This window comes from Cellvibrio sp. ATLC23 (assembly GCF_057196725.1).
The window spans coordinates 145,847-167,305 of the sequence record NZ_JBXUOS010000008.1 but is presented as its reverse complement, the minus strand read 5'-3'; the positions used below and the strand labels follow the sequence as shown (position 1 = coordinate 167,305).

16 protein-coding genes and 1 pseudogene are annotated in these 21,459 nt (G+C 49.3%); 14 read left to right on the top strand and 3 right to left on the bottom strand.

Annotated elements, in window-relative coordinates:
* Nucleotides 1–216: 216 nt before the first annotated feature.
* On the bottom strand, nt 217–534 hold the full coding sequence (locus tag AC2CG4_RS14010) for a DUF4156 domain-containing protein (RefSeq protein WP_484486856.1): 318 nt from the start codon (nt 532–534) through the stop codon (nt 217–219).
* Nucleotides 535–802: 268 nt separating this feature from the next.
* Between AC2CG4_RS14010 and AC2CG4_RS14005 the strand changes: the two genes are divergently transcribed.
* From AC2CG4_RS14005 to AC2CG4_RS13980, 6 genes are all read left to right on the top strand, one after another.
* The gene (locus AC2CG4_RS14005) at nt 803–2,983 is read left to right on the top strand and encodes a di-heme-cytochrome C peroxidase (protein WP_484486855.1); all 2,181 of its coding nucleotides are present in this window, start codon (nt 803–805) and stop codon (nt 2,981–2,983) included.
* A 271-nt stretch (nt 2,984–3,254) separates the two neighbouring features.
* Nucleotides 3,255–4,829 (top strand): serine hydrolase domain-containing protein, encoded by a 1,575-nt coding sequence (locus AC2CG4_RS14000; RefSeq protein WP_484486854.1) that lies wholly within the window; start codon nt 3,255–3,257, stop codon nt 4,827–4,829.
* Nucleotides 4,830–4,831: 2 nt separating this feature from the next.
* A complete protein-coding gene (locus AC2CG4_RS13995; RefSeq protein ID WP_484486853.1) occupies nt 4,832–5,662 on the top strand; it encodes a CPBP family intramembrane glutamic endopeptidase in 831 nt (276 codons plus the stop codon).
* 198 nt (nt 5,663–5,860) lie between these two features.
* Complete coding sequence (locus AC2CG4_RS13990) at nt 5,861–6,208, top strand: hypothetical protein (protein WP_484486852.1); 348 nt, start codon at nt 5,861–5,863, stop codon at nt 6,206–6,208.
* Nucleotides 6,209–6,311: 103 nt separating this feature from the next.
* Nucleotides 6,312–8,540 carry a DNA helicase II gene (gene uvrD, locus AC2CG4_RS13985; RefSeq protein WP_484486851.1) on the top strand — a complete coding sequence of 743 codons (2,229 nt, stop codon included), beginning with the start codon at nt 6,312–6,314 and terminating at the stop codon, nt 8,538–8,540.
* A gap of 125 nt (nt 8,541–8,665) precedes the next feature.
* Nucleotides 8,666–9,832, top strand: a complete 1,167-nt coding sequence (locus AC2CG4_RS13980; protein WP_484486850.1) for a TRAP transporter substrate-binding protein — start codon at nt 8,666–8,668, stop codon at nt 9,830–9,832.
* A 39-nt stretch (nt 9,833–9,871) separates the two neighbouring features.
* On the opposite strand, the gene AC2CG4_RS13975 is transcribed toward AC2CG4_RS13980, so the two are convergent.
* Nucleotides 9,872–10,114, bottom strand: a complete 243-nt coding sequence (locus AC2CG4_RS13975; RefSeq protein WP_484486849.1) for a hypothetical protein — start codon at nt 10,112–10,114, stop codon at nt 9,872–9,874.
* A gap of 203 nt (nt 10,115–10,317) precedes the next feature.
* Between AC2CG4_RS13975 and gmk the strand changes: the two genes are divergently transcribed.
* The 6 genes and pseudogenes from gmk to AC2CG4_RS13945 all read left to right on the top strand — a co-directional run bounded on the left by gmk (nt 10,318) and on the right by AC2CG4_RS13945 (nt 17,663).
* Complete coding sequence (gene gmk, locus AC2CG4_RS13970; RefSeq protein ID WP_484486848.1) at nt 10,318–10,935, top strand: guanylate kinase; 618 nt, start codon at nt 10,318–10,320, stop codon at nt 10,933–10,935.
* 135 nt (nt 10,936–11,070) lie between these two features.
* Nucleotides 11,071–11,322, top strand: coding sequence for a DNA-directed RNA polymerase subunit omega (gene rpoZ, locus AC2CG4_RS13965; RefSeq protein ID WP_062060126.1), 252 nt, complete (start codon nt 11,071–11,073; stop codon nt 11,320–11,322).
* Nucleotides 11,323–11,397: 75 nt separating this feature from the next.
* Nucleotides 11,398–13,512, top strand: coding sequence for a RelA/SpoT family protein (locus AC2CG4_RS13960; RefSeq protein WP_062060127.1), 2,115 nt, complete (start codon nt 11,398–11,400; stop codon nt 13,510–13,512).
* 72 nt (nt 13,513–13,584) lie between these two features.
* Nucleotides 13,585–13,968 (top strand): RidA family protein, encoded by a 384-nt coding sequence (locus tag AC2CG4_RS13955; protein ID WP_484486847.1) that lies wholly within the window; start codon nt 13,585–13,587, stop codon nt 13,966–13,968.
* Nucleotides 13,969–14,176: 208 nt separating this feature from the next.
* A complete protein-coding gene (locus AC2CG4_RS13950) occupies nt 14,177–16,174 on the top strand; it encodes an alpha/beta hydrolase family protein (protein WP_484486846.1) in 1,998 nt (665 codons plus the stop codon).
* Nucleotides 16,175–16,302: 128 nt separating this feature from the next.
* Nucleotides 16,303–17,663, top strand: a pseudogene (locus AC2CG4_RS13945) (IS5 family transposase).
* 50 nt (nt 17,664–17,713) lie between these two features.
* On the opposite strand, the gene AC2CG4_RS13940 reads toward AC2CG4_RS13945, so the two are convergent.
* On the bottom strand, nt 17,714–19,201 hold the full coding sequence (locus tag AC2CG4_RS13940; protein ID WP_484486845.1) for a SulP family inorganic anion transporter: 1,488 nt from the start codon (nt 19,199–19,201) through the stop codon (nt 17,714–17,716).
* 705 nt (nt 19,202–19,906) lie between these two features.
* Between AC2CG4_RS13940 and AC2CG4_RS13935 the strand changes: the two genes are divergently transcribed.
* Both AC2CG4_RS13935 and AC2CG4_RS13930 read left to right on the top strand, forming a co-directional pair.
* Entirely contained in the window at nt 19,907–20,485 is a 579-nt protein-coding gene (locus AC2CG4_RS13935) for a DUF2214 domain-containing protein (RefSeq protein WP_484486844.1), read from the top strand.
* 17 nt (nt 20,486–20,502) lie between these two features.
* Nucleotides 20,503–21,447: a YceI family protein gene (locus AC2CG4_RS13930; protein ID WP_484486843.1), complete on the top strand. Its 945-nt coding sequence runs from the start codon at nt 20,503–20,505 to the stop codon at nt 21,445–21,447.
* Nucleotides 21,448–21,459 lie beyond the last annotated feature (12 nt).

Below are 21,459 nucleotides of genomic sequence, written 5' to 3'. Positions count from 1 at the left end.
GACAGAAATAAGACAGCCAATGCCTAGTGCTAACACTAGCAAAGTTTTGACTCTGGTGGCGGGTTAAGTGCAAGAACGAAACGAAGGAGATTAATAACAGTCATCGGGGAAATAGCGGCAAGGATGAGTGTTGTTTAGGTTAAGTAGGGAGTCGTCACCCCCGCATGCGGGAGTGACGACTATACTCAGCCGCTGGTGAGCGGCGATGCAATTATCTTAGTTGCACTTGTACACATCAAAGCTTTGGCGACCATCTTGTACCAAGCTTGCAGGCACTACTGTGTCGCCGCCAAATTGGCTAGCTTCGTTGCGCGCCATATTGGTCAGTTCAGTCGCTACTTTTTCCGGTGAGCGTTTCATCGAGCCAACAAAGTTGTCTTTGACTTTGACGTTCACGGTGCGCACTTTGTCACAGCTACGTACATTGCCGGCATTGGCAACCGCAACACTGGCGCCTTGTTCGCTGACTTTTACCCAGCTGCAGGCGCTGGTCAGGCTGACGATGGCGGCGAGTAAAAGGGTGGTTTTTTTCATGGTAATTCCTCGGTAGTGATCAAGCATAAACGGGGGCAAAAAACTCGCGGATACACTAATCGTAAGGCGATCCAGTTGCAAGCTGTGGCAAGACATGTCTTTCGATGTAATGTGCGGTAATAATTTTTTTTGGTAATCGCGGGCATGAGTAGTATCTTTAGCGAGCGATTACTTACGCCGGATTGATTGGTTTTGTTGTAATCCGGACAAGTTACTAGCAATAACATAAGAAACTTTAGGAAAAAAACACTAAAGAGGAGTTAACCCTATGGGCGCATTCAACGCTGGCCTGTGCGATCTATTTTCCCGACACAATCTGTGGCGGCTGACCAAGTTGGTGATAATTCTCGCCATCCCGTTCGGCATCACTCTGCTAATCGGCAAACTTTACCAAAGCTGGGATGATGACCCGGAGCGCGGCGCCATTGCGATTGAAAACGGCGCCTTTGGCGAGAGCTATTCCACCCCCATTTATTTGGATCAGGGTTGGACTGCCAACGACAGCCTCTGGTACTACAACACCACGCAAGGTTCGGCGTTAATGCCCTACGACTTTTTTATCGCGCTGGAACAGGCGGATTCCAAAGCACCGTTTCGCGCTAACAGTGTCATCGATAAGTATCGCTACCTGCCGCAAAAACCCACCTTTTTTAATCCCGACGGTCTGCCGGTTGGTTTTGTAAAAGAGACCTACAAAGGCAACGATTACATTGGTTTTACCTGCGCCGCCTGTCACACCGGGCAGGTGAATTACAAAGGCACGGCACTGCGTATCGATGGCGGTCCGGCCATGGCCGATATGGTGGGTTTTCTCACCGAGCTGCAAAAGAGTATGGATACTGCCTTGGCTGACAGCGAAAAGAACCAGCGTTTTGTGGCTAAGGTATTGGAGCTAAATAACACCTATAGCAATGCCGAAACCGTGCAGGCTGATCTGCGGCGCTGGGCGCGCAAAATTCGCCTTTACAACAATATTAACGACTCGACAGTTGAATACGGTTACGCGCGGTTGGATGCCTTTGGTCGTATTTATAACCGCGTGCTGGAACATGTGATCAGTCGTGATCAAGTGCGCGATGTGCTGTTGGGGATGACCAAAGCTGGCGACGCCGAGGCTGATTTGCTGACGCCGACACAGGTTGACAAAGTACTGGAAGGCATCAGCGAAACCATTATTGGGGATCTGCAATTTGCCCAAATCATCGACCGGTTGATGTCCACCAAAGAAGGCTATCCAGGCCTTGCAATGAGCGATATGAATCGCATCAAAGCAGAGATATTTAATGAACCAAACGCGCCGGTAAGCTACCCCTTTTTGTGGGACATAGTGCAATCAGATTATGTACAGTGGAATGGTCTGGCTGCCAATGCCGGGGTTGGCCCACTGGGGCGCAATACCGGTGAAGTGATTGGGGTGTTTGGGATTCTCGATTGGACCGCACACAAGCGCGGCTGGAGTTTATCATCGTTTATTACCGGGCAAAAAAGTAAGAGTTATCAAATCGATTTCACTTCTTCCATCGACTTGGTAAACCTGTCGCGTTTGGAGACCCATCTCGCCAGCCTCACCTCACCTGTCTGGCCGACGCTGGAAACCGATAATACCCAGCAAAAAATCGCCAATGAGATTTTTGGCAAGTTACCCGAGTGGCAAATCGATGCAAAAAAAGTGCGTCGTGGCCGTCAACTTTATGCTGAGTATTGCGAATCCTGCCACGAGGTCATTGACCGCACCGACCACGACCGGATTGTGGTAGCCGATATGTCGAGCCTGGATGTAGTGGGCACCGACCGGGCTATGGCAGAGAACAGTGTCAATTACAAAGGCTATGCGGGTAACTTCACCAATACCTATCAAAGTGAAAGCGTGGGCTCATTGGTAATTAAAAATCAGGCGCCGGTAGTGCAGATCCTTACCGCAGCGACTATGGGCGAAGTGACTACCGCACCGGATCCGGATAAATGGTGGCCGCGCCGCGCGCTGGATTGGCTGTATATGTTGGCCAAATCCTTCTTTGATAATGAAATCAAAGCCAGTGTAAAATCCGGCAACTATCAACCGGATACCACCGCTGCGCCCTACCAATCGCTGCTATCCTACAAGGCGCGTTCACTCAATGGCATTTGGGCAACTGCCCCTTATTTGCACAACGGTTCAGTACCGAGCATTTATGACCTGTTGTTGCCAGTAAAAGGCGCTAATGACCCGGCTGATGGGCACTATCGCCCGAACCAATTTAAAGTAGGCAGCCGCGAGTTTGATCCGGTCAAAGTGGGCCTGCGCACCGAAGGTTACGAGGGTTTTACCTTCAAAGCCGACAAGCGCGGGGATTACAACAGCGGTCACGAATACGGAACCGCCAATGCACCGGCGGTTAATGGCGTGAAAATGGAGCCACTGACCGAAGAGGAGCGCTGGGATTTGGTTGAGTACATTAAAACCTTGTAGCGATCATTAAATAGATCAGCATGCTGGATTTTTACACCCTGCAGTGTTTTTTTAGGCACGAGCCTGATTAACACACAAATCAGAGTGTAATCAAAGGAACGAAAACGCCACTTTTTGTCTTATTACCTGTAGTGGGGCTAGGGCAAAAGTGGCGTTCTTGTATCTGTTGATGTTTGAAAGCATCGAGGATACGCAGTAAAGATCGCATTTTTTTTGCCCCCAATTTTTATGGTCATCACTTACTGACCCTTAACGAGTTAGCTGTTTGGTTATGCGATCAACAATAAGTAGTAATTTTTACTCATGGGGGCGCCTCATCAGCGGCGCTGCTTTGGGGGTATTACTGGCGGCGCCAGTGGTGCAGGCAAACGGCGAAAAACGGGTCACTGTGCCCATCGCCCTGCCGTTTCAACAACAGACTCAACAGCAAGCTAGTGCTGCTGCCAGTTCGCTTGGTGCGGCGCAAAATACCTATGCACCTAAAATCCAGCCGATGACCTATACCCAAACGCCCCCGCCAGTTGCGGTGGCATCGATTGCGGCTTCCTCGGTTTCCTCCGCTGCTGCAGTTGCTATTGTCAGTTCTAGCGCGAAGAGTATTGCGGCGGTTGCTGCAACATCGGTAGCCGCTGCACCGGTAGCGGCAAAAAAGCCCCCTCCTGCCCCCAGCGCTGCCAAAGAGGCGCGCCCAGTGGCGATCAATATTCCGTTGGTGACTACAGCGCCGATCAAGGCGCCGCGCTATCCGGTCGGGCATCCGGAGGCATTTGTGCCGGAATTTGAGGATTACGTCGCCAAAAAGATTGCGCCCTTTGTGCCGGGCGTAGCGGTTGTTATTGTCTCCGGTGGGCAGATCAAATCCCTCAACGGCTATGGCGTACGCCGTGCAGGCACCCGCGAAACGGTCACGCCAGATACGGTGTTTCGTCTTGCTTCATTATCTAAAGTATTTGCTGCAACGGCGGCGAGCGTGTTGGTGAGCGAAGGGCGCATCAACTGGGAGACCACCGTCACCGCGGTATTACCCGATGTTACCTTTAGCAATGCGCGCTACAGTAAGCAGCTCACCTTGCGTCATATTCTCTCTCAATCCTCGGGTTTGCCGCGCCACACTTACAGTCACTATATCGATGCGGGCAAGAGCTACGCCGATTCAGTCGCGCGCTTGCGCTATGTCAATTTCGTCTGCCCGCCGGGCAAGTGTTTTGCCTACCAGAACGTGCCCTATAGCCTCGCGGGGGATATGATCAAGAAAAAATCAGGCATGAGTTTCGAGCAGTACACCGAAGAAAAAGTATTTGATCCACTTGGGATGCGCACGGCGTCCTATGGTTTGGCCAGCTATAACGCCTCACCCAATCGCGCCGCGCCGCATATCAATGATGGCAAGCGCTGGGTACCCACCGCCGTGGTTGGCAATTGGTATCGCGTAGCACCAGCGGCAGGGGTGAATGCCAGTATTGTCGATATGTCGCGCTTTTTGCTGGCACAAATGGGCAAACGTCAGGATGTATTGCCGCTTGCGGTGCTCAACCCCATCCAGTCGCGGGTGACCAAAAATACCCCGGCGCAAAACTATTATGGGGTGCGTAAAGCGGTGGACAATACCGCCTATGGCATGGGCTTGCGCGTATTTGACTACGGTCGCTACAAAAACTTTATCCATCATGGCGGTCATGTAAAAGGTTTCCGCACCGAGATGGTATTCAATCGCGACCTGCAAATCGGCATGGTGTTTTTATCCAACTCCGAAACTCGCCTCGCGCGCGATGTGATTTTTAAGTTCCTCGATAGTTACGAACGCGCCCAGGTTGCCGCGCGCGAAGCGGCGAAGAAGAAAAAATAACCATGAAGCTCGCCACACTTGCCACTGCTCTGCACCCGCGCCAGATTTTGCGCGCGCTCGATGATATAGACCGTGCAGAGACCTCTTATACGCTGGATCGCCCCGCCGCCCTTCGCCGGGTGATGCTGGTCTTGGCCTGTGTGTCGGTGAGTTTATTGGTGCTGCATTACGGTAAGTTTGCCCAGAACCTGCAGCTGTTGTTGGGCTGGTTGGATGCGGGTTACTGGCCGCGGTTGCAGGCCAGCGGCTGGTTGGAGCTCTGCGGTTATCTCTGGTGGACACTGTGCCATCTGCTCACGTTTATTGTGTTGCCCTGGCTGGTGATTCGTTATGGCTTTCAGCAATCCATGGTGGATTTTGGCTGGCGCTGGAATCAGGTGGGCGAACACTGGCGCGGCTATCTGCTGCTGCTCAGCCCGATTTTGGTATTTGTGGTGCTGGTGAGTTTTGGTGAAGATTTTGTCAATCACTATCCGTTTTATCGCAACGCCGGGCGCAGCTGGTTGGATTTTTTATTGTGGGAACTGCTCTATATGAGCCAGTTTGTATTTCTCGAATTTTTCTTCCGCGGTTTTATGGTGAATGCCCTGCGCCCCGCCATAGGCGCCAATGCCATTTGGGTGATGTGTGTGCCCTATATGATGATTCACCTGCCCAAGTTGGCGCTGGAGGCAACCGGGGCCATTTTATTTGGCCTGTTCCTCGGCATACTTGCTTTGCAATCGCGCTCTATATGGGGTGGTGTTTTGGTGCACGCCGGTGTCGCGCTGAGCATGGATGTCGTTGCATTGCTGCGTAAACAAGAACTACCTGGATCGTTTTTTCCCTTCTGATTTTCCTCTTATAACTTTCTGCTAAATGCAATGTTGCGCTGCGCTGGCGGACCCCAGCAAAATCAATGACTTGTCGCTTAAACATACAAATAAGCAAACTAACTGCCGGGATTTTGCCGAAATAGTGAGACTTGAATCACGTATTTTTGCTGCTAGAGTCACAGTTACCCCATAAACATACCCATGTGAGGAAAGGATATGAAACACCTCAATCAGGCGGTAAGCATCAATATTGTATTGGTATTGAGTGCGTTGATGATGGTAGCGGCAGCCAATGCATCCATGCTCGACTGCGGTAAATCCTTAAGGTTGGAATTGGTCGCGAGTGCAGACTGTGTTTTTGTTGAGATGACTGCAGCGGAAGGCAAAGTAACGGTTGGGAATCATAGCGTTTCCGCGCCCGCAACCAACACCCCAGGCGCGGGTTTTCAGGTCAACCAAACGCGTACGGCGAGTGCAATACCTGAATCAGCGCCACTCTTAGTCTTGATCGGTGCATTGCTCGCTGTGTTATTAGTCCGCGCCAAGAGCTACAACACCAAGTAATTTACCCGCAAGATTGCCCCGCTGATCCGCCCAGTAAAAACAAAGATGGCCATATGTATATCTAGCCAGTAAAATTGCCCCACATTTTTTACTGGCACCGGTTATGGATGTTTCCCTCCTCTTAGATTCCCTCAACGATGCCCAGCGCGCAGCGGTATCCGCCCCCGCCTGCAACCAGTTGATTCTCGCCGGTGCTGGCAGTGGTAAAACCCGCGTATTGGTGCATCGTATTGCCTGGCTGATCCAGGTGGAAAAAGTATCGCCCTACTCGATTATGGCGGTGACCTTTACCAATAAAGCCGCCCGTGAAATGCGCGCGCGGCTGGATGAGTTGTTCGCGCAGAACGGCCAACACATCAACAGCCGCACTATGTGGGTGGGCACCTTCCACGGCCTTGCCCACCGCCTGCTGAAAGCCCATTGGCAGGATGCAAAACTGCCGCAGAACTTCCAGATTCTGGATAGCGATGACCAGTTGCGGCTGATCAAACGCGTCTACCAAGCGCTTAATATCGACGAAAACAAATGGCCGCATAAACAGGCGCAGTGGTACATCAACGGCCAAAAAGACGAAGGCCTGCGCCCGCAACATATTCAGGATTCGGGCGACCCGTTTGTGCGCACTATGCTGCAGATTTATCGCGCCTACGAAGAAGATTGCCAGCGCGGCGGCATGGTGGATTTTGCCGAGATTCTGCTGCGCGCCCACGAACTCTGGCTGCACAAACCGCACATTCTGGAACACTACCAGCAGCGCTTCCCGTTTGTATTGGTCGATGAGTTTCAGGATACCAACAGCGTGCAATACGCCTGGCTGCGCGTACTCGCCGGTAAAACCTCCTGTGTTTCGGCAGTGGGCGACGACGACCAATCCATTTACGGATGGCGCGGCGCAAAAATCGAAAACATCCAGCGCTTCTCGCAGGATTTTGCCGACACCACAACGTATCGCCTCGAACAAAACTATCGCTCTACCGGCAATATTCTCAAAGCCGCCAACGCGGTGATCAAACACAACTACGGCCGCCTCGGCAAAGAGCTGTGGACGGATGGTGAAAAAGGCGACCCGATTTCGCTCTACGCCGCCTACAACGAACAGGACGAAGCGCGTTTTATTGTTGAGCGTATTCAGGAGTGGGCGCGCAAAGGCCGCGAGAAGAAAACCATCGCCATTTTGTACCGCTCCAACGCCCAGTCGCGGGTATTGGAAGAGGCGCTGCTGCGCGAGGCGATTCCCTATCGCATCTACGGCGGCCAGCGCTTTTATGATCGCCTCGAAATTAAAAATGCTTTGGCCTACATGCGCCTGATCAGCAATCGCCATGACGATGCCGGTTTTGAGCGGGTGATCAACACACCTACACGCGGCATAGGCGGCAAAACGGTTGACGATATCCGCCTGTTTGCGCGCGAACAGGGCTGCTCGCTTTGGGCGGCCGCAGAGCAAATGGTAGCCAAGCGGGTATTTGCCGCGCGCGCCGGCAACGCGGTGCAATCCTTTTTAAATTTGATTGAAAAGCTCGCACAGGATGCCAACGCGATTGATATCCACGGCGATACCGCCTCGCTCGATATGATTGCCAAACAGGTATTGGATGAAACCGGCTTGCTGGCCTTTCATCAAAATGAAAAAGGTGAAAAAGGTCAGGCGCGTGGCGAAAACTTGCAGGAATTAATTACCGCCTGCCGCGCATTTGATGCCGAAGAAGAGGATGATGAGGGCCTCACGCCGCTGCAACAATTTTTAGACACCGCCGCGCTCGACGCCGGTGAAACCCAGGCCGATGAATTTGAAGATGCAGTGCAATTAATGACCCTGCACTCGGCCAAGGGGTTGGAATTTCCGCTGGTGTTTTTAGCCGGTGTGGAAGAGGGGTTGTTCCCGCATAAAATGTCGGCGGACGACCCGGATCGCTTGGAAGAAGAGCGGCGCCTGTGTTACGTGGGCATCACTCGCGCTATGGAAAAGTTATTTATTAGTTACGCTGAAACCCGTCGCTTGTACGGCAATGAAACCTTTAACGCGGTGTCCCGTTTTGTGAAAGAAATTCCTGAAGATTGTATCGAAGAAGTCCGTTTAAAAACCGCGGTTACCCGTCCGGTGAGTTTTAATCGCCCGGCCTTAACCCAAGCCTCCAAACGCGCCCCCATGTACGAAACCGGAGAAGACACCGGCTTCCGCCTCGGCCAGCGCGTCACCCACGCCATGTTTGGCGAAGGCGTGATTTTGCAATTTGAAGGCACCGGCCCCAACGCGGTGATTCAAGTGAAATTCGCCGAAATTGGCATCAAGCGGTTAGTGATGCAGTATGCGAAGTTGCAGGGGCTGTAAACCTTAAGGGTGATAAGCCCGCCACTACAAATGTAGCCAAATCAGCTACATTTGTAGCAAATTTGGCTACACAAAAAATCCAATAATACGAAGTGCCCAAACGCAGGAGCTACGAATCAAATACCATGAACAATAAATCCATCAATTGGTATCCGCTGGTTATCATCGTTTTGATTGCGCTGTTTGCCGCGACTTTTGCGGCCTTGGTATTGGAGAAATCCAAACCTAAAGGTGCGCTGCAACAAGAGGCGGCAGCTGAGCAAGCATCCGCCAGTGTTTCTACCCAACAATACCATTGGAAAATGGTGACTTCTTGGCCGAAAAATACACCCGGCTTAGGGGTTGGCGCGGAAAATATTGCGCGGGTGATTAATGAGATGTCCGGTGGGCGTTTGCAAATTCATGTGTATGGCGCCAATGAATTAGTGCCCGCCATGGGGGTGTTTGATGCGGTGTCGTCCGGTAGTGTGGAGATGGGGCACTCGGGCAGTTATTTTTGGCGCGGCAAAGTGCCCGCTGCGCAATTTTTTACCTCTGTACCTTTTGGTATGAACGCGCAGGAACTCTACGGGTGGATCAATCACGGCGGCGGTATGGAGTTGTGGCGCGAGCTCTATGCGCCGTTTAATTTAATCCCCTTTCCGGCGGGCAATACCGGTGTACAGATGGCCGGTTGGTTTAATCGCGAAATTAATTCAGTAGACGATTTGCGCGGCTTAAAAATGCGCATTCCCGGTTTGGCCGGTGAAGTGTTTAATATCGCCGGTGGCACCTCGGTGAATATTCCCGGCGGCGAACTTTATACCGCGCTGCAGACCGGTGTGATCGACGCGGCTGAATGGGTCGGGCCGGAAAATGATTTGGCCTTTGGTTTCCAGCAAATCGCCAAATATTATTACTACCCCGGTTGGCATGAGCCGGGGCCGTCGATGGAATTGATCATCAACAAAACCGCGTTTGAAAATTTGCCCAAGGATCTGCAAGCGATTGTGACCTACGCCGCCCGTGCGATGAGTCAAGATATGTTCGACAGCTACACCGCGCATAACAGCCGCGCGTTGAAGGAGTTGGTGGAAAATCAGGGGGTGCAAATTCGCAAATTGCCGGATGAAGTGTTGCAGCGTTTTTATGAAATAGCGCAGCAGGTATACGCGGAGCAGGCGGCCAAAGATCCGCAATTTAAAAAGGTGTACGATTCTTATTCAGCGTTTATGAAAGATTCGGCGGCCTACCAAAAAATTTCTGAGCAGACCTACTACGAAGTGCGCGAACAGCAAACCCAACGGCACTAACACGATTAAACGCGCACGCTCGATGACTCGGGCGCGAGCTTATTGTTCGCTAGGTTCCTCGCCCTTTTGTGCCTCATCTTGAGCGGTAATTTCCACCAGCGTGGCAATGCCATTGCTGCGCAACTTTTCCATCAATCGCGCCAGCTTTTCTACTTGGGCGGCATCCAACTGTTCACCGTGGGTAAAATTTAAGCGTTTTTTTGCCACCAGTTCACGCACATAGTCGGGGCGCACGCGCAGGCGTTCGGCGGTTTGGGTGATGGAGAGTAATTGGCGCAACATAAATAACTCAGGAGTTGATCTGTGGGTGTGGCTTACTATGCCATATTAATGTGCCTTTATGACCTTTTGCCCGCTCGGCGACGCCATTTTGCGTGATTCACTGCGGAACTTAGCCGCCTTGGCTGTGAGTTCCGGCAAGCTGTGCCATAATTTCCCCCATCAATTGAATGCCGCCTCCACTTACTGCTGATTAAGGTTCTTTCATGGCTAATCTTGGCACCCTCTATACCGTTTCTGCGCCCTCGGGTGCTGGCAAAACCAGTCTGGTCAGCGCGCTGGTGAAATCCAATCCGGAAGTCTGCGTCTCTATTTCCCATACCACCCGCCCTATGCGCCCCGGCGAGGTCGATGGAGTGAATTACCACTTTGTCGATCACGCGACGTTTGAATCTATGCTGGAACAGGGTGCTTTTCTCGAACATGCGCGGGTGTTTAGCAATCTCTACGGCACTTCGCAGCAATGGGTGGTGGATACCCTCAAGCAGGGTATAGATGTGATTTTGGAAATTGATTGGCAAGGTGCAGCGCAGGTGCGCAAGTTGATGCCGGATACGGTTAGCCTGTTTATCCTGCCGCCGTCACTGGCTTGTTTGCGTCAGCGGTTGACTGGTCGTGGGCAAGATGATGAGTCGGTAATCGATGCACGCATGAGTGAGGCGATTAGCGAGATGTCTCATTATGTCGAGGCGGATTATTTGATCATCAACGACGACTTCACCGTCGCGCTGGCGCAATTTCAGGCGCTGATTACCAGTCAACATATCCGGCTTGCACGGCAGGCGGAGCGCCATAGTCAGCTACTGAAAGACTTATTGGCTTAAATTTAGTCATGCGCGGTTGGCATAGTTGCTGCTGCTGACGCATAATAGCCGACCGGACTGCAGCTGAGCTGTATTTCCCCAAGCGCCTATTCCCAGCGCCCTAGATCATCCATAGAAAGTAGAGCACACAAAGTTATGGCACGTATTACCGTTGAAGATTGTTTGGATCACGTTGACAACCGTTTTGAGTTGGTAATGGTTGGCAGCAAACGCGCACGTCAATTGGCCATCGGCGGCAAAGATCCACACGTTGCCCCAGAAAATGACAAGCCTACCGTTATCGCACTGCGCGAAATCGAAGAAGGTTTTATTGATGCGAGCATCCTGTTGGAAAAAGACACTCTGCCGCAACCTAAGCCAGAGCGTGTGTACGAAAACGATATCTAAGTCGATTTTTTTTCTGCCAGTACCCGCTATCTTCCCCGGCGGGTCTGTTGTCTGGCGTGATTTCTGGAGAGGGACGTGCAAACCATAGAGGCTTTGAGCCACCGGCTTTCGTCTTATCTGGAACCTTCCCAAATTAATTTGGTGAAGCGCGCCTACTTCTACGCCGAACAAGCCCACGACGGCCAAAAACGCCGCAGCGGCGAAGCCTATATCACCCATCCCCTCGCGGTTGCCGACATTCTCGCCACCATGCATATGGACCATCAAAGCCTGATGGCGGCCATGCTGCACGATGTGATTGAAGACACTGGCATCAGCAAAAAAGCCATCGCTGGTCAGTTTGGCGATTCAGTGGCGGATTTGGTGGATGGCGTGAGCAAGCTCACCCAGATTGAGTTTGAATCCCACGCCGAAAAACAGGCGGAAAACTTCCAGAAGATGGCCTTGGCCATGGCCAATGACCTGCGTGTGATTCTGGTCAAACTCGCCGACCGATTGCATAACATGCGCACTCTGGGCGCCATGCCGCCCGACAAAAAACGCCGTATCGCAAAAGAAACCCTGGAGATCTACGCGCCTATCGCCCACCGCCTCGGCATGAATGAAGTGCGCTTGGAGTTGGAAGACCGCAGTTTCTACTGCATGTACCCACTGCGCGCGACTCGCTTGCAAGCGGCGTTGAAAACCGCGCGCGGCAACCGCAAGGAATTGGTTGAGCAAATCCAAACCTCTTTTGAAAAGCGTCTGCTCAAAGAAAATATCAACTCAATTGTCATTGGGCGCGAAAAGCATTTGTACAGCATCTACGAAAAGATGCGCCTGAAGAAAAAGTTCTTCAAAGAAATTATGGATGTCTACGCCTTCCGCATCATTGTGGACACGGTGGACACCTGTTATCGCGTGCTGGGTGTAGTGCATAACCTGTACAAACCCGTCGCCAGCGAATTTAAAGATTACATCGCCATTCCCAAAGCCAATGGCTATCAATCGCTGCACACTGTGCTGGTGGGTATGCACGGCGTGCCGATTGAGGTGCAAATCCGCACCAAGGAAATGGACGAAATGGCCAACAGCGGTATCGCCGCCCATTTCCTCTATAAATCCAATAGCGATGAACCAATCAACGCCAGCCACAGCCGCGCGCGCCAATGGGTGCAAGGCCTGCTGGAAATGCAGAAAAATGCGGGCAACTCCCTCGAATTCATCGAAAACGTCAAAATTGATCTCTTTCCCGATGAGGTTTATGTATTTACGCCGAAAGGCAAAATTGTCGAGTTGCCCACCGGTGCAACACCGGTCGATTTTGCCTACGCGGTACATACCGATGTGGGTAATACTTGTGTCGCCTGCCGTATCAATGAGCGCATGGCGCCGCTGTCGCAGCCGCTATTGAGCGGCCAAAAGGTGGCGATCATCACCGCACAGGGCGCCCAGCCTAATCCCAACTGGCTCAATTTTGCGGTATCGGCCAAGGCGCGCTCGGCGATTCGTCATTACCTCAAACATCAGCGCCATCACCAGTCAGTTACTCTCGGTAAGCGTATGCTCAGCCGCGCGCTGGCAGAAAACCATATAGATTTGGAACATTTGAGCGAAGAGCAGCAGCATAAATTGCTGATGGGCGCGCAATTGGAATCCATGGACAAACTCTACGAAGAGATTGGCCTTGGCAACAAAGTGGTTTATTCGCTGATCAAATTGCTGCAGCCAGATGCGGATGTGAAAGGCCGACCCGGTACGCTCAACTCGGCGATTACTATCGATGCCGCCGAAGGCATGATGATCAGCTTCGCGCGCTGCTGCCGCCCGATTCCCGGCGACCCGATTATCGGCCACGTCAGCTCTGGCAAAGGCTTGGTAATCCATCAGGATACCTGCCGTAATATCGCCGAAATCCGCAACTATCCCGACAAAATCAGCCAGGTCAACTGGGCTGCCACAGTCAGTGGTGAGTTTTTGGTGGATGTGCGGGTGGAAGTGGAAAGCGACCGGGGTATTATCGCCACCCTCGCCACTCGCATTACCGAGCAGGGGGCGAGCATCGAACATATCAACGTACACGAGCGCGATGCCCACAACAGTGTGATTCATCTGTGCATCGGCGTGCACAACCGTATCCACCTTGCCAACATCATGCGCCGCATCCGCAACCTGGGTTTTGTGATTCGGGTCAATCGCAGTAAAAACTAGCCATTATCTTCTATACTTTCGCTTCTACTCTTCGCTTTTCCATTTATTTAAAAACGCCAATAAGGTTCACTTATGACCAATAAAGCTATTATTCACAGCGATAACGCCCCCGCCGCCATAGGCACCTATTCCCCAGCCGTAAAAGCCAACAATACGGTTTACCTCTCCGGCCAAATTCCGCTCGACCCAAAAACCATGCAAATGGTTGAAGGCGACTTTGCCGCGCAAGCGCATCAGGTATTTAAAAACTTGGCCGCCGTATGCGAAGCCGCCGGCGGCAGTTTGAAAGACATAGTCAAGCTCAACATTTACCTGACTGATCTGGCTAACTTCCCAGTCGTAAATGAAGTGATGGGGCAATACTTTCAGCAACCCTATCCCGCCCGCGCTGCGGTAGGTATCAACCAACTGCCCCGCGCCGCACTGATTGAAGCTGATGGGATTATGGTGATTTAAGCGATCACGCTTTTTTTACTTATAAAAATGCTCGATTCGTCGGGCATTTTTTTTAGGTTTTGATTGCTAACTAGGTATTGAAAACTTGTTGAATAAAGAGAGGTGATTTATTGTAGTTGCGCATGTGATTTTGTCGTTTTTAAAACGCTGAATGGGATTGCATATATAAAAATTAAGTGGGCTATAGCCAGGGTAAAAAGGATTATCTATGAGCTTTTATTTTCGTTATTTATTCATTATGTGCGTTGCTTTGTTTTCGGCAACCAATTCTGCAACAACTCAACTTGCGACAGAAGATTTTTCCCAACTGCCAGATGTGAATCGTTTAGTGTTATCGCCTAATGGCAAGACACTCGCTTATAACGCCCGAATTAATGTTGGCGACATTCAAGGCGTTGGCGTACATGTGTTGGATCTGGCCACAAAAAAAATGAAAATTGCCTTGTTCACCGATAACTCTAAATTTTTTATGAGGTGGTTGAGCTGGAAAGATAACAAGACGTTATTGGTTGGTGTATTTAGCCCTTCCGAACGTGACACTGTTGTTAATGCGCAGCGGGTTCGTTTTAAAACCCGTGATTTTCATTTGATGATTATAGATACCGAAACCGGTGAAGTTACTGAGCCGTTTACGCGCACATTTTTGCGCCGTTACAACGTATTGCCACCAATACGTGATTATGTGGTGGACACGTTACCCAATGATCCTGAACATATTTTAATGCAAATGCCAGGAGTGGATATTGGATACTGGCGTGAGCCCATTGTTTACAAAGTGAATATCAAAACACAAAAAGCCAGCCTTTATCATCCCGCACAAAAAGAAGTAAGTGATTGGATAACCGATCAACACCATCAGGTTAGATTAGGGCATGCCAACGATGATAAAGGGATTCAATCAACAAAAGTGCTAGATGCCAACTCTGGGAACTGGCGAGAGCTGTGGCCATACAGTATTTTTTCTGAAGAGCGAGTAGAAGCCTTGGGATTTGATAAGGATCCCAACGTGCTTTATATCCGCGCCTACCACCAAAAACGTCTGGCAATATTTAAGGTTAATTTGAAAGATCCTGATTTAAAACGGGAATTAGTTCTCGCTGACCCCACCTACGATGTAAAGGGGCACCTGATATATTCGCCATTGAATGATGCAGTTATTGGTGTGACTAGCATGGAGCAAGGTGGGACCTATTTTTTCGATAAAGAATTGCAAACTCTACAAACAAAAATTGATAAAGCAATTCCAGGTAATCGTAATTACATTTATTCGATTACCGATGATCAGCAAAAATTTTTAGTATTCTCCACAAGTAGTACAGATTCAGGTACTTATTATTTAGGGCAAACTAATCCGATTAAATTAGATGCGGTGGCCTATAGCTACAAAAAATTAGTTCCCGAAGTGCTGAGCAAAACCGAGCAGATCGAATACAAGGCGAGAGATGGGTTGAAAATTGAGGCTTATTTAACCACGCCCAAAAATCAACCTGCCAAAAATTTACCCACGTTGCTATTCCCACACGGCGGGCCAATCTCGCGTGATAATGACGCCTTTGATTATTGGACACAGTTTTTTGTCAATAAAGGCTATGCTGTGCTGCAGATGAACTTCCGTGGTTCCGATGGCCAAGGTATTGAGTTGCGTAATGCTGGCTTGAAAAACTGGGGCAAGGAGATGCAGGATGATATTGAAGACGGTGCGCGAAAATTAATTGCTGATGGCATAGCAGACCCTAATGCCATCGCGATTGTGGGAGCAAGCTATGGTGGTTATGCCGCTTTAATGGGGGTAGTAAAAACTCCGGACTTTTATCGCTGTGCAATCAGCGTCAACGGTGTGTCTAACGTGTTTGACCTGGTAAAAGACAATCGTGCATTTTGGCGTAGTTACAATGTGGTGGACGAACAAATCGGAAATGACAATTCGACGTTGCGCGCAATTTCGCCGGTTAATTTTGCCGATAAAATTAAAGTGCCCGTGTTGTTGGTGCACGGCACTGATGATCGCCAGGTTAAAATACAACAAAGTTATGAAATGCGCGACGCGCTACAAAAAGCTAAAAAAGAAGTGACCTTTTTGGAGTTGCCGAGTGAAGATCATTATTTGTTAAACGAAAAAAATCGTATTGATACTTTCCGTGCGATGGATACATTTTTAGACCGGTGTTTACCGGTTAAAAAAGCAAAAGCTGTAGCAGGTAATTAATTGGATTAGTCCCCCGTTAAAAACCACCCAACCCATTACTTTCAAAAGGAAAAATGGGTAAAAATAACACTCCAAATTGCAAGAAAAGCCCGCTAGACTGTGTAAAAGCTTGCAATTTGGAGAGTGTTATTCATGAAGCCTCGCCACCAAAAGAAGTTAAAAGCGATGTTTTTTTTCGTTCGCGATTAACCCAAATCATCAATACTCGACACGAGCTTGCACGACTCAGCGAACAGGTTGACTGGGCGCATATAGATCAGCAGGTTCAGCCATTCTTTGCGGCCGAAGGTCGCCCAGCGATTCCATCGCGCCTAATGGTTGGCTTACATATTTTAAAAAGTATGTATCAGCTATCGGACGAAGCTGTCTGTGAGCGATGGGTTGAAAATCCCTACTATCAATATTTTTTTGGCGAAGAGTTTTTTCAGCATGAGTTTCCTATTCAGCGTTCTGCGATGACACATTGGCGCAAGCGTGTCGGCGAAGCTTTCTTTGAAAAACTATTGCAAGAAAGTTTACGTATTGCATTTGACACAAAAGCATTAAAAACAAATCAGCTCAAACGCATTGTGGTGGATACCACCGTACAACCCAAAGCAGTTTCCTTTCCAACCGATGTTGGCTTGATGAAAACAGCGATTAATTCACTGACAGCGCTTGCCAAAGAACACCACCTGAATTTGCGCCAGACCTATGAGCGTGTGGTGAAACGCGCGGCGATAAAAAGTGGTCGCTATCGTCACGCAAAACAAATGAAACGTGCGAAACGAGAAGAGCAATTTATCCGCACCCGTTTAGGTCGAGTGATTCGCGATATAAGCCGTAAAATACAGGGGAATGAAGTACTAAAAGACATTTTTACCGGCGATCTTTTAAAAGCGCTCAGCATCAAAAACCAACAGCGGCATAGCAAAGGAAAAATCTATTCATGGCACGCGCCAGAAACCGAATGTATTGGCAAGAGTAAAGCCCATAAACCTTACGAATTCGGATGCAAAGTATCGGTTACCACCAACATTAATGCCGCTCCCGGGGGACATTTTGTTTTACATATTGGTGCCTTACATCAAAACCCATTTGATGGTCACACATTGGCTCCCGTATTGAACTCATACACAGAGCAAACGGGAGTAACACCCGAGCGAATTTATGTGGACAAGGGTTATCAAGGTCATAGTTATGAACACAAACATCGCGTATTTAAATCAGGCTAAAAACGTGGAGTCAAAGGTACGATTAAGAAAGAATTAAAACCACGTAGCGTGGTAGAACCGATCATTGGGCATTTGAAATCAGATCATGCCTTGGGGCGTAATTTCTTAAAAGGTATTGATGGCGACAAGATTCATACATTATTGGCAGGCATTGGTTACAACTTTCGCCTGCTGCTGAAGTGGCTGCGATTTTTTGTCCCGCTATTTGGAGATGGTTGTCAGCGCTACTGTCGAAAAATAGCGAATGTGTTTTTTGCACATTCGCTATGAGATAAGGATGGAGATCTATAGATGGGTTTTTAACGGGCGACTTTTTTGTAACTGGCTAATGTCCCATCACCTGAGTAATCTCTTCCGGCTTATGGTGTACGCCAAAATCATCCACAATGGTGGTGGTCGCTTTGTTCATATTGATTACATCCACTTCAACGCCTTCTTTGCGGAATTTAAGTACGACTTTGTCGAGTGCGGCGACTGAGGTGATATCCCAAAAATGCGCGTGGGTTAGATCGATAATCACTTTTGAAATTTTTTCTTTCATATCAAAGCCACTCACAAACATATCGGCAGAGCGGAAAAATACTTCGCCGTAGACTTGATAAGTGCGCTGGGTTTTTTCTTCGTTAAGCTCCGAGGTGACTGCCATGTAGTGGCCAATTTTGTTGGCGAAAAACATAGCGGCCATAAGCACACCAATAAATACACCATAAGCCAAATTATGAGTGGCAACTACCACACTCACCGTGGTGAGCATAACGATATTAGATGAAAGCGGATGGGTTTTTAGATTGCGAATGGAAGCCCAACTAAAGGTGCCAATGGATACCATAATCATCACGGCGACTAATGCCGCCATTGGAATAATAGAAATCCAATCGCTTAAAAACACCACCATGATTAATAGGAGCGCGCCGGCGAGAAATGTTGATAAACGCGTGCGGCCACCGGATTTTACGTTAATCACTGACTGCCCAATCATTGCACAACCGGCCATGCCGCCGAGCAAACCGGTGGCGAGGTTGGCAATTCCCTGGCCTTTGCACTCGCGATTTTTATCGCTGGTGGTATCGGTCATGTCATCCACAATTGTGGCTGTCATCATGGATTCCAATAAACCGACTGCTGCCAGTGGAATCGAGTAGGGCAGAATAATCATTAAGGTTTCAAGATTGAGCGGTACTTCTGGCCACAAAAAAATCGGCAAGGTATCGGGTAGGTCACCCATATCGCCTACGGTGCGAATATCAATTTTGAAAATTAATGCAATCGCAGTGAGCACCAGAATGCAAACCAGTGGCGAGGGAATTATTTTTCCAACTTTTGGAATATAGGGAAACAAATAGATAATGCCGAGCCCCGCAGCGGTCATGGCGTACACATGCCAGGTGACATCGGTAAGCTCGGGCAACTGCGCCATAAAAATTAAAATCGCCAGCGCATTTACAAAACCGGTGACGACTGAACGGGAGACAAAACCCATCAAATCGCCCAAGCGCAAATAACCCGCGACGATTTGAATCGCGCCAGTTAAAAGCGTCGCCGCCAATAAATATTGCAAGCCGTGTTCTTTTACTAAGGTCACCATCAACAGCGCCATGGCACCGGTCGCGGCAGAGATCATCGCCGGGCGACCACCGGCAAACGCAATCACAACCGCCATAGAGAAGGAGGCATACAAACCGATTTTAGGATCGACCCCCGCGATAATTGAAAAGGCAATCGCTTCCGGAATTAATGCGAGCGCGACCACCAGGCCCGATAAAAAATCGCCGCGCACATTAGAAAACCATTGTTGTTTCAGGGTCGTTAACATAAAAAATACCTATTAAAAATCGCACACAATTTGCGGTTATAACAAATACAACTGCGCAGCCATATTAAACATTACAGCGCAGACGCAAATTTATTAGCAAAACAAAAGAATATAAAACATCGCACGCCAGCAATAGCCGAACGCAAACTAACGGAGGGAGAGAAAAACTAAGGCGGCGTTAATGCCGAGGGTAACCGAATCATAACTGTTAACGACTTCACATAAAAAAGTGCGCGCACCTTAGCAGCCGAGGCAAATTTTGGCAAGGTTAAAAAATGTGCAGATCGATATTAGAGGCACTATCTTTTCTAGCGTTGTGTAAGGCGTCAATATGATTGTGAGAACTACCAAATAGAATCCGAGTGAAAAGCTTTGTAAAGTGCGGTATCAATAAGGAGAAGGTCTAATAGCAGTGCTGCTTTAGATCCGTTTATGCTGATGCTCCACTCAGCACAAAGGACATAATTCCGCTGTTCCGTTTTCCCAGTTAACCAAAACGCAGTCAGCATTTCACTAGGATAACTTCCATGAAATGGTATGGCTCACTCCACTGCTGCTTGTTGTTCAGGCAGTGGTTATATAAATAAGATTGGTTTAACTGCTTGGTTTAATTATTTAACGAGTTGAGACAAGAGACGCACCCATCAACTTCAGCCATTGATAGGCATTGGCTGTGGCGAAGCTTTGTCTAAATGCAGAGGATTTATGAAAACATTGATCGTTTACATCCATTTAATTGCCGCCTGTATCTCTATTGGGATTCTGCTGATTCAGGATTTAGCGCTGGCAAAATCGCTCGGTAAACCCTTATCAAAAACCGCCATTCAAGAGCTATCAAAGTCGGCAGATGTGATGTTTGTCGCTCTGGTTGCGCTCTGGATTTCAGGCTTGACGCTGGTTGTGATGGGCTATTTAGATGACCCTCAACAATATCTGTTAAATGAAAAACTCTGGGCGAAATACACCGTGGTATCAATTCTGACACTCAATGGATTGCTGCTGCACTTTTTCAGTTTCGCGCGTATTACCTCTCCCAGTGGCCTGCTGACATTTTCTGCCCACGAACAAATTTTGGTAGTAATTACCGGTGCTATTTCATCGGTCTCTTGGTTGTTTGCGTGCTACCTCGGTATTGCGCGCAACTGGAATCACAATGTCAGCTATGAATTTGTAATGACAGTGTACGGCGCATTTTTATTTATCGCCTTTCTTGTTGCTGGCAGTGTTTTGTATAACCTGCACCGCAAAGATTCTTGCGAGTTCCCCCAGAATTTTTATTCTTAATTTAAAGAGCAATCGTCATGCTAACTCAATCATTTGCCACTACCTTGCTCAAAGGAATTGCACTCTGTAGTTCGATTGCATTGTTATACGCCTGCGGCGGTAGCCCTATCGAATCTAGCGATGCCTCACCTGCGCCGGGATCCAGTAGTGCACCTGCGGTTGACTCAAGCTCGGCCGTTTCAGTAGAAGCCAATAGCAGCTCAGTGGCATCCAGTATCGCACCTTCTAGCTCAAGCCTTGGCCTGTCTAGCTCCTCTGCCAGCAGTGTACTTAACAGTAGCGCACATTTTTCCAGCGTATCTTCTTATAGCCGAGTGGTGTCGAGCAGCATTGGCCTATCCAGTTCATCTGCCAGCAGTACACTTAGTAGCAAATTATCAAGCAGCAGCAAGAGTTCATTGGCAGCGGTAAGCAGTTCATCCAAGAGTAGCGCCGCTGCAACCAGCACCTGGCAGCTGGACTCGGCCAATTCTTACCTCAACTTTGTCAGCGCAAAAAACACCCATACGCTTGAAGTGAGTCATTTCGCCAGCTTGTCCGGCGATATCACCCAAAACGTTGCCAAGCTGGTTATTGACCTAAATAGCGTGAACAGCGGCATCACCCTGCGCGATCAACGCCTGCGCGATTTACTCTTTCAAACCACGCAATTCCCCACCGCAACGGCCACCGTTAACTTACCAAGCAATCTGCTCAGCAGTTTGGCGATTGGCGCAGAAACCCAACAAAACATCAGCGCCGAACTGGATTTACACGGTGTAAAAACAACGCTGACTACCAAGCTTTCGGTGCATAAATTGAGTGCTACACGTGTTGCTGTGCAAACCATCGCCCCGGTGCTGGTCAACCCGGCTGATTACGCCCTGACCAATGGTATTGAAGCACTGCGAGCAGCGGTGGGCATTGCCTCTATCAGCGCTACCGCGCCGGTGGATTTCACCCTCATCTTCGACGCTCGTTAATCAGATGTGCAG

What these genes read in the sequence shown, in the direction of transcription:
- AC2CG4_RS13990 (WP_484486852.1), top strand. Translation starts at nt 5,861, where the DNA reads ATGAAACACCTCAATCAGGCGGTAAGCATCAATATTGTATTGGTATTG.
- AC2CG4_RS13930 (WP_484486843.1), top strand. Translation starts at nt 20,503, where the DNA reads ATGCTAACTCAATCATTTGCCACTACCTTGCTCAAAGGAATTGCACTC.
- AC2CG4_RS13955 (WP_484486847.1), top strand. Translation starts at nt 13,585, where the DNA reads ATGACCAATAAAGCTATTATTCACAGCGATAACGCCCCCGCCGCCATA.
- AC2CG4_RS13995 (WP_484486853.1), top strand. Translation starts at nt 4,832, where the DNA reads ATGAAGCTCGCCACACTTGCCACTGCTCTGCACCCGCGCCAGATTTTG.
- gmk (WP_484486848.1), top strand. Translation starts at nt 10,318, where the DNA reads ATGGCTAATCTTGGCACCCTCTATACCGTTTCTGCGCCCTCGGGTGCT.
- AC2CG4_RS13940 (WP_484486845.1), bottom strand. Translation starts at nt 19,201, where the DNA reads ATGTTAACGACCCTGAAACAACAATGGTTTTCTAATGTGCGCGGCGAT.
- AC2CG4_RS14010 (WP_484486856.1), bottom strand. Translation starts at nt 534, where the DNA reads ATGAAAAAAACCACCCTTTTACTCGCCGCCATCGTCAGCCTGACCAGC.
- AC2CG4_RS14005 (WP_484486855.1), top strand. Translation starts at nt 803, where the DNA reads ATGGGCGCATTCAACGCTGGCCTGTGCGATCTATTTTCCCGACACAAT.
- AC2CG4_RS13950 (WP_484486846.1), top strand. Translation starts at nt 14,177, where the DNA reads ATGAGCTTTTATTTTCGTTATTTATTCATTATGTGCGTTGCTTTGTTT.
- AC2CG4_RS13975 (WP_484486849.1), bottom strand. Translation starts at nt 10,114, where the DNA reads ATGTTGCGCCAATTACTCTCCATCACCCAAACCGCCGAACGCCTGCGC.
- AC2CG4_RS14000 (WP_484486854.1), top strand. Translation starts at nt 3,255, where the DNA reads ATGCGATCAACAATAAGTAGTAATTTTTACTCATGGGGGCGCCTCATC.
- rpoZ (WP_062060126.1), top strand. Translation starts at nt 11,071, where the DNA reads ATGGCACGTATTACCGTTGAAGATTGTTTGGATCACGTTGACAACCGT.
- AC2CG4_RS13980 (WP_484486850.1), top strand. Translation starts at nt 8,666, where the DNA reads ATGAACAATAAATCCATCAATTGGTATCCGCTGGTTATCATCGTTTTG.
- uvrD (WP_484486851.1), top strand. Translation starts at nt 6,312, where the DNA reads ATGGATGTTTCCCTCCTCTTAGATTCCCTCAACGATGCCCAGCGCGCA.
- AC2CG4_RS13935 (WP_484486844.1), top strand. Translation starts at nt 19,907, where the DNA reads ATGAAAACATTGATCGTTTACATCCATTTAATTGCCGCCTGTATCTCT.